This window comes from Streptomyces sp. NPDC059142 (assembly GCF_042755665.1).
In the GTDB taxonomy this organism is placed as follows: domain Bacteria; phylum Actinomycetota; class Actinomycetes; order Streptomycetales; family Streptomycetaceae; genus Streptomyces.
In genome coordinates, this window is the sequence record NZ_JBHZDA010000003.1 from 1 (window position 1) to 13,351 (window position 13,351).

12 protein-coding genes are annotated in these 13,351 nt (G+C 73.5%); 5 read left to right on the top strand and 7 right to left on the bottom strand.

Features of this window, described 5'->3' with window-relative positions; genetic code table 11:
- Positions 1-851 (bottom strand): dimethylargininase (ddaH, locus tag ACFXPK_RS02285; RefSeq protein WP_385070690.1); only part of this gene is annotated, 851 nt, incomplete at its 3' end.
- A gap of 193 nt (positions 852-1,044) precedes the next feature.
- Positions 1,045-1,563, bottom strand: coding sequence for an Lrp/AsnC family transcriptional regulator (locus ACFXPK_RS02290; protein WP_385004515.1), 519 nt, complete (start codon positions 1,561-1,563; stop codon positions 1,045-1,047).
- 88 nt (positions 1,564-1,651) lie between these two features.
- Between ACFXPK_RS02290 and ACFXPK_RS02295 the strand changes: the two genes are divergently transcribed.
- The 3 genes from ACFXPK_RS02295 to ACFXPK_RS02305 all read left to right on the top strand — a co-directional run bounded on the left by ACFXPK_RS02295 (position 1,652) and on the right by ACFXPK_RS02305 (position 4,090).
- Positions 1,652-2,494: a TIM barrel protein gene (locus ACFXPK_RS02295; protein ID WP_385004517.1), complete on the top strand. Its 843-nt coding sequence runs from the start codon at positions 1,652-1,654 to the stop codon at positions 2,492-2,494.
- 226 nt (positions 2,495-2,720) lie between these two features.
- On the top strand, positions 2,721-3,479 hold the full coding sequence (locus ACFXPK_RS02300; RefSeq protein WP_385004519.1) for a hypothetical protein: 759 nt from the start codon (positions 2,721-2,723) through the stop codon (positions 3,477-3,479).
- Positions 3,480-3,529: 50 nt separating this feature from the next.
- A complete protein-coding gene (locus ACFXPK_RS02305) occupies positions 3,530-4,090 on the top strand; it encodes a GNAT family N-acetyltransferase (RefSeq protein ID WP_385070694.1) in 561 nt (186 codons plus the stop codon).
- Positions 4,091-4,105: 15 nt separating this feature from the next.
- Here ACFXPK_RS02305 and ACFXPK_RS02310 read toward each other — a convergent pair whose 3' ends face one another.
- Positions 4,106-5,722 (bottom strand): AMP-binding protein, encoded by a 1,617-nt coding sequence (locus tag ACFXPK_RS02310; RefSeq protein ID WP_385004523.1) that lies wholly within the window; start codon positions 5,720-5,722, stop codon positions 4,106-4,108.
- A complete protein-coding gene (locus tag ACFXPK_RS02315) occupies positions 5,719-7,443 on the bottom strand; it encodes an AMP-binding protein (protein WP_385070697.1) in 1,725 nt (574 codons plus the stop codon). The genes ACFXPK_RS02310 and ACFXPK_RS02315 overlap by 4 nt, the downstream gene beginning before the upstream one ends.
- A 105-nt stretch (positions 7,444-7,548) precedes the next feature.
- Between ACFXPK_RS02315 and ACFXPK_RS02320 the strand changes: the two genes are divergently transcribed.
- Positions 7,549-8,394 (top strand): response regulator transcription factor, encoded by an 846-nt coding sequence (locus ACFXPK_RS02320; protein WP_385004527.1) that lies wholly within the window; start codon positions 7,549-7,551, stop codon positions 8,392-8,394.
- A gap of 78 nt (positions 8,395-8,472) precedes the next feature.
- On the opposite strand, the gene ACFXPK_RS02325 is transcribed toward ACFXPK_RS02320, so the two are convergent.
- Together ACFXPK_RS02325 and ACFXPK_RS02330 are read right to left on the bottom strand one after the other, a co-directional pair.
- The gene (locus tag ACFXPK_RS02325; protein WP_385070700.1) at positions 8,473-9,333 is read right to left on the bottom strand and encodes a hypothetical protein; all 861 of its coding nucleotides are present in this window, start codon (positions 9,331-9,333) and stop codon (positions 8,473-8,475) included.
- The gene (locus tag ACFXPK_RS02330; protein ID WP_385004531.1) at positions 9,333-10,610 is read right to left on the bottom strand and encodes a VWA domain-containing protein; all 1,278 of its coding nucleotides are present in this window, start codon (positions 10,608-10,610) and stop codon (positions 9,333-9,335) included. The genes ACFXPK_RS02325 and ACFXPK_RS02330 overlap by 1 nt, the downstream gene beginning before the upstream one ends.
- A 215-nt stretch (positions 10,611-10,825) precedes the next feature.
- Here ACFXPK_RS02330 and ACFXPK_RS02335 point away from each other — a divergent pair, with 215 nt between their 5' ends.
- Positions 10,826-11,848, top strand: coding sequence for a LacI family DNA-binding transcriptional regulator (locus ACFXPK_RS02335; RefSeq protein ID WP_385070904.1), 1,023 nt, complete (start codon positions 10,826-10,828; stop codon positions 11,846-11,848).
- A gap of 334 nt (positions 11,849-12,182) precedes the next feature.
- Here the strand turns inward: ACFXPK_RS02335 and ACFXPK_RS02340 are convergent, their stop codons facing one another.
- On the bottom strand, positions 12,183-13,334 hold the full coding sequence (locus ACFXPK_RS02340; RefSeq protein WP_385070703.1) for an XdhC family protein: 1,152 nt from the start codon (positions 13,332-13,334) through the stop codon (positions 12,183-12,185).
- Between the last annotated feature and the right edge of the window lie 17 nt (positions 13,335-13,351).

Here is a 13,351-nt window from a genome sequence, read left to right on the forward strand (position 1 = left end):
GCTCCCGCGAGCGGCGGCGCGGGAGGCGCCCCGTGCAGCTCCTGGGTGCAGCACTTCGCCCCGCCGCCCGCCTTGTGGAACTCGGAGAGGTCGACCGGCACGGGGAGGTACCCGCGCCGCTCCAGCTCCCCGATCAGCTCGGTGGCCGCGGGCGCGACGATCACATGCGCGCCGTCGGAGACCGAGTTGAGCCCGAACGCCAGCGCGTCGTCCCGGGTGGCGATCACCGCGTCGGGGAAGAGCCGCGCCAGCTTCGCGCGGCTCCCGGGCGAGAACGCCCCCGGGTAGTACGCGATGTTCTCGTCGTCCAGGGCGAAGAGCGCGGTGTCCAGGTGGTAGAAGTACGGGTCGACCAGGCGCAGGCCGACGACCGGCACCCCGAAGAACTCCCGTACCTCCCGGTGCGCGGCCCGCGCCGTGCGGAAGCCGGTGCCGGCCAGGACGACCCCGCCGACCGGGGTGAGGTCGCCCTCGCCCTCGCAGACCGACGCGGCGCCGCGCACCTCGTACCCGGCCGCCGCGAACCACACCCCGTACGCGGCGGCCTCGGCCCGGCGCTGCTCGGCGTGGAACCGGGAGCCGAGGGCCCGGCCGTCCAGGACGAGCGCGGCGTTGGCGGCGAAGACCATGTCCGGGAGCCCGGCGACGGGTTCGGCGGTCTCCACTGTGTGGCCGAGGCCGCGGTGGACCCGTACCAGTGACTCCCACTGGGCGAGCGCGCGGCCGGTGTCGACCGGTACGTCCGCGCGCATCCAGGGGTTGATGGCGTACCGCACCTCGAAGTACCGCGGCGCGCACAGGAGATAGCGCCGGGGGCGGGGGGTGCGGGGCGCCCCCGGCACACGGGACACCCCCGGTACGCGGGACGTCCCCGGTACGCGGGACGTCCCCGGTACACGGGACACACGGGGCACACCGGTCTGCGGCACGGAGGCATCCTCTCGTCGTTCTGGGGGGGCACCCTCCACGATAGGAAGCGGACGCGACGGCACTCAAGAAAGAATGACTGCGTGTACGCGCAAGAACACTGCGTACGTAAGCTCTTCAGCGGCTGTTCGTTTCGCGGGGCGGGGTACCGGGGCTGCCCGCCTCCGGGCTGTCGGGCAGCAGATGGGTCAGGGCGATGAAGCTGTTGGTGCGGGTGACGAACGGTTCGGCCCTGATCCGCTCCAGCACCGCCTCGAAGTGGTCGATGTCGGCGGCCCTGATGTGCAGCAGCGCGTCCGCCCCGCCGGTCACGGTCACCGCCGCCACCACCTCGGGGTAGGTGCGCGCGACCTCGGCGAGGCGCCGGGGCGGCCCGGCGGCGTCGCAGAACACCTCGACGTACGCCTCCGTGCGCCAGCCGAGGGCCGCCGGCCGCACGATCGTGGTGAAGCCGTTGATCACCTCGGCCTCGCGCATCCGGTCGACCCGGCGTTTCACCGCGGGGGCCGAGAGCCCGATCGACTGGCCGATCTCCGTGAAACTGGTGCGCGCGTTCGCGACGAGCGCCGCGAGGATCTGCCGGTCCAGGTCGTCCAGCACCGGCTGCTGATAGGTCACCGAAGTCTCCGTCTCCATGTTTCCTTGACAGTACGGAAGCCCAACGGGCAACATTCCGTACAGCAGAAATATTTTTTCACTATGCGGAAGTAGAGGTGGACTCCCCATGGCCTATGTCTCCCCGCCCTGGCGCGGCACAGAGCAGCGATTCGATGTGAATCTGTCCATCCTCTTCACCGAACTGCCCCTGCTGGAACGCCCGGCCGCCGCGGCCGCCGCCGGCTTCACCGCCGTCGAGCTGTGGTGGCCGTGGACCGACACCCCCACCCCGCCGCGCGCCGCCCTCGACGATCTGCGCGCGGCCCTGGAGGACGCGGGCACCCGGCTGGTGGGGCTGAACTTCTACGCGGGCCTGCTCCCGGGGCCGGACCGGGGCGCGCTCTCCGTGCCCGGCGAGGAGTCCGAGCGGTTCCGGGCCAACATCGAGGTCGCGGCCGGGTTCGCCGCCGCCACGGGGTGCACGGCGCTCAACGCGCTCTACGGGAACCGCGTGCCCGGGGTGGACCCGCAGGCGCAGGACGCCCTGGCCCTGGAGAACCTCGTACCGGCCGCCCGCGCGGCCCACGAGGCCGGGGCGCTGCTGCTGATCGAGGCGCTCAACCGGCCCGAGTCGCCGGACTACCCGCTGGTCACCGCCGCCTCCGCGGTCGAGGTCGCGGACCGGGTCAACGAGGCCACGGGTCTCGGCAACGCCGCTTTCCTGCTGGACCTCTACCACCTGTCGATGAACGGCGCGGACCTGGCCGAGGTGATCGACCGGTACGCCGACCGGACCGGCCACGTACAGATCGCGGACAACCCGGGGCGGGGCGCGCCGGGTACCGGGACGCTCCCGCTGGAGGAGCTGGTCGGGCGGCTGCGCAAGGCCGGTTACGACGGCTGGATCGGCCTGGAGTACAAGCCGGGCGACCGGCCGAGCGCCGAGTCCTTCGGCTGGCGCACGCCCTGACCCCGCCCTCCTGACTCCCCCCTCCTGCACCCCGCCCTCCTGACCCGCCCCCCCTTGAACCCCGGGCGGCTGCGGCGCCGACACTCGTACGGTCGCGCCCGGCGCCGCCGCCGCCCGGTCTCCACGGCCGCCTCCCGTATCGAAAGGGATGGCCGAAGCCTCTCCCCGTTGCCTCGCTCCTGGTGGACGATGGAACACTGAGCGCAATCGAACGGAGGGGGCTCTGATGGGTGGGAGTGTTCCGGTGCGCTGTCCGTCCTGCGGCAGCGGGCACACCTTCACGGCGTCGGTCTACCCCTGTGTGTGCGGGGCTCCGGTGGCCCCGCCGCTCGCCGTGGGCGTACCGGCGGAGCCCGTCACCCGGCGCACGTGGGACGACGCGTGGGTGACGGTCCGCTGCGACGCGTGCGGGACCGCGTGCGCACAGCCCCGGCCCGAACTGGGCTGCCCGTGCGGCACGGTGCTGCTGATTCCCGTACGGAGCGTGCCCGCCGCCGAAGCCGCCGAGCCGACCGGTCGCCCCGGGCCGCGGGACGCGCCCGAGCAGGACCGGGCCCCCGAGCGGCCCGCGCACATCCCGCTGCCCAGGACCGCCGCCTCGCCCCGCCCGGCCTTCCGGCCGCTGACGATCCGTACGTCCCACGACGCGGTGACCGCGGCCGGGCTCTATCTGCGCTGGCTGGGCTTCAAGAGCGTCGTCCAGGCGGACGAGCGGCCCGAGTCCGGTATCGATCTGCGCGGCCCCGACGTGATCGCCCAGGTCGACCCGACCATGAGCCCGGCGTCCGTGCGCTCCGTGGAGTGCCTCTGGCTCAACGGCCTCAACGCGTCGGCGGTGAGCGTCTACTTCTCGCTGGCCGGATACGCGGACGACGCCCGCGCCCGCGCCGACGACCTCGGGCTGCCGCTCTTCGTCATGGACCTCTCCGGCTCACCGAAACCGGTGAACGGACCAGCCGACGAACTGGTCTCCGCCGGGGCGTGACCACGGGGGATCCGCGCGCCGCCGCGGCCGGGCGCCGTCATACTCGCTCCATGCCCCACCGCCCCACACCTGTACGCCCGACGCTCGTCCGCCCCGCCGCCCCGGCCGATCTGCCCGTCCTCCAGGACATCGAGGCGGCGGCGGGCGAGCCGTTCCGCACGCTGGGCATGGCGGCCGTCGCCGACGACGCGCCACCGCCCCTCGCCGTGCTGGAGCGCTACCGGAGCGCCGGCCGCGCCTGGGTGGCCGAGACCGTCCGCGGGGCGCCGCCCGTCGCGTATCTGCTGCACGACCCGGTCGACGGCGCCGCCCATGTCGAGCAGGTGTCGGTGCACCCGGACGCGGCCCGCCTCGGTATCGGCCGGGCGCTGATCGACCATCTGGCCGGCCGGGCCGCGCGGGGCGGGCTCACCGCGCTGACCCTCACGACCTTCGCCGACGTGCCGTGGAACGCCCCGTACTACGCGCGCCTCGGCTTCCGTGTCCTCGCCGAGGACGAACTCACCGCCGGGCTGCGGGAGATCCGCCGTACGGAGGCCGCCCACGGGCTCGACCGCTGGCCCCGGGTCTGTATGCGCCGGGCGCTCCCGGACCCGCCGCCGCGGCGCTGAGCGGGACCGGGGCGCTCACGCGGAGAAACGCTCCCGCAGCTCGTTCTTCCTGACCTTCCCGCTGACCGTCATCGGGAAGCCGTCCACGATCTCCACCTGGCGCGGGATCTTGTAGTGCGCGAGCCGCTCCCGGCAGTACGCCACGATCTCGTCCCGCGACGGCGGATCGGCCGGATCGCGCGGGACCACACAGGCCACGATCTCCTCCCCGTACGTCGCGTCGGGGACCCCGACCACCTGTATGTCGGCGACCTTGGGGTGGCCGTACAGGAACTCCTCGATCTCCCTCGGGTAGACGTTCTCACCACCCCGGATGATCATGTCCTTGATCCGGCCGACGATCTGCGCGTAACCGTCCTCCCTGATCACCGCGAGGTCCCCGGTGTGCATCCAGCGCCCGGCGTCGATCACCTCGGCGGTGCGCTCGGGCTCGTTCCAGTAGCCGAGCATCACGCTGTACCCCCGGGTGCACAGCTCGCCCGGCTCGCCGCGCGGCAGGGTCACCCCGGTCGCCGGGTCGATCACCTTGACCTCGATGTGCGGCAGCGCCCGCCCGACCGTGCCCGTACGGCGTTCCAGGTCGTCGTCGCGCCGGGTCTGGAGGGAGACCGGCGAGGTCTCGGTCATGCCGTAGCAGATGGACACCTCCCGCATGTTCATCTCGGCGACGACCCGCTTCATCACCTCGACCGGGCAGGGCGAGCCCGCCATGATCCCGGTGCGCAGGGAGGAGAGGTCGTACGAGGCGAAGCCGGGCAGGTCCAGTTCGGCGAGGAACATCGTCGGTACGCCGTAGAGCGAGGTGCACCGCTCGCGCTGGACCGCGTCGAGCGTCGCGGCGGCGTCGAACGACGGCGCGGGGACGACGACGCACGCGCCGTGCGAGAGGGCGCCGAGGTTGCCCATCACCATGCCGAAGCAGTGGTAGAACGGCACCGGCAGACAGACCCGGTCCCGCTCGGTGTAGCCGACCGTCTCCCCCACGAAATAGCCGTTGTTGAGGATGTTGTGGTGGGAGAGCGTGGCCCCCTTGGGGAAGCCGGTGGTGCCCGAGGTGTACTGGATGTTGATCGGGTCGTCGCAGGAGAGCCCCGCCTCCCGCTCCCTCACCTGATCGACCGTCACCTCGACTGCGGAAGAGAGCAGTTGATCCCAGCTCGGATCACCTATGTAGTGCACGGAGCGCAGTTCGGGGCAGCGTCCGCGCACCTCGTCGACCAGGGCGCGGTAGTCGCTGCCCCGGTGCGCGAGGGACGCGAACAGCACCGAGATCCCCGACCGCTGGAGGACGAACTCCACCTCGTGCGCGCGGTACGCCGGGTTGATGTTCACCATGATCGCGCCGATCCGCGCGGTCGCGTACTGCACGAGCACCCACTCCGGGCAGTTGACGGCCCAGATCCCGACCCGGTCGCCCTTGGCCACCCCGTGCCCGAGCAGCGCCCGCGCCAGCGTGGTGACCGCGTCGTCGAACTCCCGGTAGGTCCAGCGCCGTCCCGACACCACGTCGACCAGCGCCTCCCGGTCGGGGAAGGCCGCGACCGTCCGGTCCAGCTGGGCGCCGATGGTCTCGTGCAGCAGCGCCGTCGTCCCCGTGCCGTGCGTGTACGAACGGGCCGCCCCCTCCGTCATCGCAGCTCCGTCTCGTCGTACTCCGCGTCGGAGCCCGCGGCCGTCCGCTCGCGCAGCTCGATCCGGCGGATCTTCCCCGACACGGTCTTGGGCAGCTCGGCGAACTCCAGCTTGCGGATGCGCTGGTACGGCGCGAGCAGCGCGCGGGAGTGGGCGAAGAGCACCTTGGCCGTGTCCGGGCCGGGCTGCCACCCCTCGGCGAGGACCACGTACGCCTTGGGCACGGAGAGCCGCAGCGGGTCGGGCGCGGGGACGACGGCGGCCTCGGCGACCGCCTCGTGCTCCAGCAGCGCGCTCTCCAGCTCGAACGGGGAGATCTTGTAATCGGACGCCTTGAAGACGTCGTCCGCGCGGCCGACGTAGGTGATGTAGCCGTCGGCGTCGCGCGCCCCGATGTCCCCGGTCCGGTAGTAGCCGCCCGCCATGGCGTCCGCCGTACGGTCCGGCTCGCCGTGGTAGCCGGTCATCAGGCCGACCGGGTGGGCGGCGAGGTCGAGACAGATCTCGCCCTCGGCGACGCCCGGTTCGCCGGTGACCGGATCCAGCAGCTCGACCTTGAAGCCGGGGGTCGGCCGCCCCATGGAACCCGCCTTGAGGAGCTGCCCCGGCGAGTTGGCGACCTGGACGGCCGTCTCCGTCTGGCCGAAGCCGTCCCTGACGGTGACCCCCCACTCGCGGCGTACGGTCTCGATCACCTCGGGGTTGAGCGGCTCGCCCGCCGCGACCGCCTCGCGCGGCGGGGTGCGCAGCAGCGAGAGATCGGCCTGGATGAGCATCCGCCAGACGGTGGGCGGGGCGCAGAAGCTGGTGACGCCCGCCGCGTCCATCTCCGCCATCAGCCGGGCCGGGTCGAAGCGGGTGTAGTTGTGTACGAAGACGGTGGCCTCGGCGTTCCACGGCGCGAACAGGTTCGACCAGGCGTGCTTGGCCCAGCCCGGCGAGGCGATGTTGAGATGGACGTCGCCGGGCCGCAGGCCGATCCAGTACATCGTCGCGAGATGGCCGACCGGGTACGAGACATGGGTGTGCTCGACGAGCTTGGGCCGGGCGGTGGTCCCTGAGGTGAAGTAGAGCATCAGCGGGTCGTCCGCGTGGGTGATCCCGTCGGGCTCGAAGACGGCGGACCGGTCGCGGGCGTCCTCGTAGGCGTGCCAGCCGTCGGGCGCGCCGCCCACGGCGATCCGGGTGAAGCGGCCGGGGACGTCCGCGAACTTCCCGGTGTCCTCGGTGCGGACGATCACATGGGCGGCCCGGCCGCGTTCGACACGGTCCCGCAGGTCGGCGGTGCCGAGGAGGGGCGTGGCGGGGATGACGACGGCCCGCAGCTTCATCGCGGCGAGGGCGGTCTCCCACAGCTCGGCCTGGTTGCCGAGCATCACGACGATCCGGTCCTCGGCCCGCACCCCGCGCTCGCGCAGCCAGTTCGCCGTCCGGTTGGAACGGGCCGCCATCTCGGCGTACGTGACGCGGGTGCGGCTGCCGTCCTCCTCGACGATGTGCAGGGCGAGCCGGTCGCCGCCCCGCCCGTCGGGGCCCCCGGCGATCCGGTCGAACCAGTCGAGCGCCCAGTTGAAGCGCTCCGGGCGCGGCCAGCGGAACCCCTCGTACGCCGTCGTGTAGTCCTCGCGGTGGGCGAGGAGGAAGTCCCTGGCGGCCCGGAACCGGTCGGTCGCGGTGGCGCCGGGCGGCGCCGGGCGCCCGGTCGGTGTCCTTGCCGTCATATGTCCTCCTCATTGCGGGACCGTTCACTAACATCGTGTAATCAGTGACGCAGGTCTCACCACCCCCGGACGGGGGTGGTGGCGACGTGGGCGGGAGGAAGTGGCATGGCCGAAGAGGGCGTGGCCGAGGCGGTGGAGATGCGCGCCGCGCTGGGACGGCTGCGCAGGACGACCGGGCTGCCCGTCGCCTTCGGCGGGCTCCTGCCCGAGTCGGGGCATCTGCGGATCGCCGAACTGAGCGGCACGGCGACCGGCGCGCTGCGCGCCCTGGCGATCTCCACGGGCAACGGTCTGGGCGGCAAGTCCATGGCCCTGTCGCGGCCCTGCGCGGTGACGGACTACGCGGTGGCCCGCCACATCAGCCACGAGTACGACGCGGCGGTGGCGGCCGAGGGGCTGCGCTCGGTGCTCGCGGTGCCCGTGGTCGTACGGCGCAAGGTGCGCGGTGTCCTGTACGGCGCTCTGCGCAGCGCCCTGCCGATCGGCGAGCGCACCTTCGACGCGGCGGTGGCCGCCGCGCGCGACGTGGAGCAGTCCCTGGCGGTACGGGACGAGGTGCGGCGGCTGCTCTCGGCGACCCGGGAGCTGCCGGCGGGCCCGGACGCCTGGGAGGAGGTCCGCGCGGCCCACAGCGCACTGCGGGCCCTGGCGCCGCGCATAGTCGACACGGAGCTGCGCGAGGAGCTGCTCACCGTCTGCGGACGCCTCGCGGGCGCGGCAGGCCCCGCGGCCCCCCGGCGCGGACAGCCGCCGCCGATGGCGCTGGCGCCGCGCGAGATGGACGTACTGGTCTGCGTCTCGGCGGGCTCGACCAACGCGAAGGCCGCCGAACTGCTCGGGCTGCGCCCGGAGACGGTGAAGGGCTATCTGCGCTCGGCGATGCGCAAACTGGGCGCGCACACCCGGCTGGAAGCGGTGGTGGCGGCGCGCCGGGCGGGGCTGCTGCCGTAAGGGCGCCGGGACGCTCCGCGACGTGCGGGAGGCGGCCCGGGTGTGCCCCGGACCGCCTCCCTCATGTCGTCGCGCGTGCTACGCCACCGGCCGGCGCGCGGGGCGCGCCAGGGTGTAGCCGGCGATGCCCGCGAGCGCGCCGAGCACGCCGCCGGCCAGGGTCCACAGCCAGCGGTCCGACCACCAGCCGGAGGACCAGCCGCCCTCGGGCTCGACGCCGGACGCGGCGAGCCGCGCGCCCTCGGCGGACGCGCCGCCGCCCGCCTGGGAGACGGTGGTGCGGCCGGGCGTCAGCGGTACGGCCAGCTTGCCGTCGACCGCGTGGGCGCCGCCCTGGTCGGGGGTGTCGGCCTTGATCTCCGCGCGGACCGGCAGGCCGAGGTCCTTCTCCTGCGCGTCGCGGACCGTGAGGCGTACGAAGTAGCTGCCGGGCAGCGGATCGTTGGACCACGGCTCGGCCCACGCCCGTACGGTACGGAGCACGCAGCGCAGCTCGACCGCGTTCGCGTCGGCCGCGAGCGCCTTCGTCTGGGCGCCGTACACGCACGGCTGGCGGCGGCGCAGCCCGTCGTAGACGTCGACCTGCCAGGTGGCCGAGCCCTTCCGCGCGGCGGCGGACCCGGGGAGCGTGACCTTGGCGGTGACGGTGGCGCGCTGCCCGGTGTCGACGGGGAAGACCCAGTAGAGGTAGTCGCCCGAGGAGCCGTCCGCCGTGGCCGTCTGGCCCGGCCGGAAGGCGGTGGCCGTACGGAACGACGTACCCGCCTCGGTCGGCGCCGGCGCGTCGGAGGAGTCCTCGGACTCCCCGGCGGAGGGCGAGGGGGACTCGTCGGCGACGGCGGCGCCCGCCGTGCCGAGGAGCAGCGACCCCGCGAGGAGGACCGCGGTGGCCAGGGACCGGGAGGCCCTGGTGGGTGCGAACAGACCGGTGATACGCATCAGTTGCTGCTCCAGACGATACGCAGGCGCGAGATCCAGCCCCACAGCAGTCCGGCGAGCAGACCGGTGAGCGCCAGTACGGCGAGGAGCCACCAGCCGCGGCCGAGGCCGAACGCGGCGATGTCGGAGGCCGTGTCGGGCGCGTCGACGAGGTCGACGGTCAGCTCGACGGGCAGACCCGGGGTGGTCTTGACGGAGGCGGGCGCGGAGAACGCGTTGCTGACCTGGAGGCAGACGGTCTCGGCGGCCGGCTGCTCGTCGTCGGAGGTGTCGTCGCTCTCCGGCTTCGGGTAGCGCAGCCCCGCCGAGATCACGTCCGTACGTCCGTCGCCCGCTTCGGAGCCGCGGACGATCTCCCGGCCGTGGACGGTGACGGCGCGCAGCAGCACGCCGTAGTCCCGGTCGACGGCGCGGTCGGCGGCGACGCTCACCGAGGCGCGCAGTTCCTGGCCCGGCAGGACGTCCACGCGGTACCAGCGGTGCTCGGAGAACTTCTCGCGGTCGCTGTAGAGGCCGGGCTTGACGGTGGGGGCGTCGGCGCAGCGCGCGGCGCCCTCGGTCGCGACGGGGGTGGCGACGGGGTCGGCGGCGCGGTCGACCAACTGCGTGACGCGGCGCGAGAGTTCGTCGGTGTGCTGGACGGAGGTGAAGGTGCCGCCGGTGGCCTCGGCGATACAGGTGAGCTGCCTGCGGGTCTTGTCGTCGGGGACGAGGCCCAGGGTGTCGATGGTGAGGTGGATGCCCTTGGCGGCGATCTCACGCGCGACCTCGCAGGGGTCGAGCGGTGCGCAGGTGTCCTCGCCGTCGGTGATCAGGACGATCCTGCGGGTGGCCTCGTCGTCCCCTTCGAGGTCCTGGGCGGCGCCGAGGAGGGCCGGGCCGATGGGCGTCCACCCGGTGGGGGCGAGGGTGGCGACGGCGGTCTTCGCCTCCGTGCGGTCCAGGGGCCCGACGGGGTAGAGCTGCTTGGTGTCCTTGCAGCCGACCTTGGTGTCCTTCCCCGGGTAGTCGGCGCCGAGCGTGCGGATGCCCAGCTCCACCTCCTGCGGAACGGCGTCGAGCACCTCGTTGAACGCCTGTTTCGCGGCCGCCATCCGGGACTGGCCGTCGATGTCGCGGGTGCGCATCGAGCCGCTGACGTCGAGGACGAGATCGACCTTCGGCGCGGGCCGGTCGGTGGGTTCGTCGGCGGCGGCAGCGGCGGGAGGAAAGAGTCCTACGGCCAGGGTGGCCACCAGACCGCACACGGCGGCTGCTGACCGTCTACTTATGATCATCGCCGGATGATAGTGATAACGCACCCGGTGGGACAAACGGGAACTGACGGACCGTCAGCACTCCGTACGGGAGGTGACGGGGCGGTGTCCCCGGCGCTACGGGGGATACACCTCAGGGCGATTTCGTGCATGGGAGCGCTCCCAGTGGTTGGATGACCGAAGCCCGTGCCCTGCGCACCGATCAGGCCGGGTTCAGGCTGACTGGAGGTCGCACGATGGTGACGAAGGCACGCACGGGCCAGCCCACCCTGGAGGAGGTCGCCGCGCTCGCGGGCGTCGGCCGGGGCACGGTCTCCCGCGTCATCAACAACTCGCCGCGGGTGAAGGACACCACCCGACATCTGGTCGAACAGGCGATCGCCCAGCTCGGCTACATACCCAACCGCGCCGCCCGCGCGCTCGCGGGCAGCCGTACGGACGCGGTCGCGCTGGTCATACCGGAGACCGAGAAGCGGTTCTTCGCCGAGCCGTACTTCTCCGACATCGTGCACGGGGTGGGCGACGGGCTCGCCGACACCGATCTCCAGCTCCTGCTCACCCTCGTCCGCACGGAGAGCGAGCGGCAGCGCTTCCTCCAGTACGCGCGGGCCCGCCGGATCGACGGTGTCCTGCTGGTCTCCGTGCACGGCAGCGACCCGCTGCCCGATCTGCTCGCGGAGATGGAGATGCCGACGGTCCTGAGCGGCCGGCGCTCCGGGGAGGAGTCCGTGTCGTACGTCGACTCGGACAACGTGGGCGGCGCCCGCGCCGCCGTGCGCCATCTCTGGGAGTCCGGGCGGCGCGCGATCGCCACGATCACCGGACCGCTGGACATGTACGTGGCGCAGTGCCGCCTCCGGGGGTACGAGGAGGCCGTACGGGACACGGCGGACGCCGGCCCCGCGTGGATCGCGCACGGCGACTTCACGGAGGAGAGCGGACGCCGCGCGATGGCGGAGCTGCTGACCCGCAATCCGGACATCGACGCGGTGTTCGCGGCCTCCGACGTGATGGCGGTCGGCGCCCTGCACGCACTGCGGGCGGCGGGCCGCCGGGTGCCCGAGGACGTGGCCGTGGTGGGGTTCGACGACTCCCCCATCGCCCGCCACACCGATCCCCCGCTGACGTCCGTACGGCAGCCGGTGGAGGAGATGGGGCGCACGATGGCCCGGGTGCTGCTGGAGACGATCAACGACTCCTCGGCGGCCTGGCAGCACGTGGTGCTCCGTACGGAACTGGTGCGGCGCGTCTCGGGGTGACGGCCGACGCCGGTGCGCGGCGCCCCGGAGCGCCGCGCACTGGCCGAGAAGCACCTCCGCCCGACGGCCCGCCCCTCCACCGGCCTTGACAACGGACGATGCCTCGACAAGGCTCATGGGAGCGCTCCCACACCGGAGGAGGCGGTTCCTTACATCGCCGCCCCGCTCGGACTGCCGTAACCCGGCGCGGGAGCGCGACCCCGCCCACCAGGCGGGGCCGAGGCGCCGCTCCGTCCCGCATCCGTGGGGGACGCGGGACGGACGGCGCCCGATGGCCGCCCGGGACGCCGCGGCCCCCGCGCGCGCCCAGGGCCCAGGACTCAGGGCCCCGGACTCAGGCCGCGGACCCGATCCGGCGCGGGGGCGTGCGCGCCGTGTCGTGGTGGATCGGTGTGTGCGCGCCCGTCAGGGAGGCGCCGCTCCCGCCGCGCCGGGCGGCGACGATCTCCGCCGCGATGGACAGCGCGGTCTCCTCGGGCGTACGGGCGCCGAGGTCCAGGCCGATCGGCGAGTGCAGCCCGGCCAGTTCGGCGCCGGTGAGACCGGCCTCACGCAGCCGCCGCTCACGGTCCTCGTGGGTGCGGCGCGAGCCCATCGCGCCGACGAAGGCGACGGGCAGCCGCAACGCCACCTCCAGCAGCGGCACATCGAACTTGGCGTCGTGCGTGAGCACGCAGAGCACCGTACGCCCGTCGACCGCGGTCCCGGCCAGATAGCGGTGCGGCCAGTCCACCACGACCTCGTCCGCGCCGGGGAAACGGGCGCGCGTGGCGAAGACGGGCCGGGCGTCGCAGACCGTCACGTGGTAGCCGAGGAACTTGCCCGTGGCGACCAGCGCGGCGGCGAAGTCGACCGCCCCGAAGACGATCATGCGCGGGGGTTCGGCGCACGTCTCGACCAGCAGCGTCAGCGGCCGGCCGCACCGCGATCCCCGTTCGCCGATCAGGATCTGGCCGGTACCGCCGGTGTCCAGCAGGGCCCGCGCCTCCTCCGCCACCGTACGGTCCAGGTCCCGGTGGCCGCCGAAGCCGCCCTCGTACGAACCGTCGGGGCGTACGAGCAGGGCACGGCCGAGGAGCCCCGCCGGGCCCTCGGTGACCCGCGCGAGCGCCGCGGGCTCCCCGCGCGCGGCGGCGGCCAGCGCCCCGGCGAGCACCGCGCCGAGCGGGGTCGCGGGCCGCAGCGGGGTCACCAGGACATCGATGACACCGCCGCAGGTGAGCCCGGTGGCGAACGCGTCGTCGTCGCTGTAGCCGAACCGCTCCAGGAGCGTGCCGCCGTCGCGCAGCGCGTCCCGGCACAGCTCGTACACGGCGCCCTCCACACAGCCGCCGGAGACCGAGCCGATCGCCGTGCCGTCGCCGTCGACGGCGAGCGCGGCCCCCGGCTGCCGGGGCGCGCTGCCCCCGACGGCCGCCACCGTGGCGACGGCGATGTCACGGCCCTGCCCGACCCACCGGTGCAGTTCCCGCGCGATGTCCAGCATGTCGGTCTCCCTCCGGG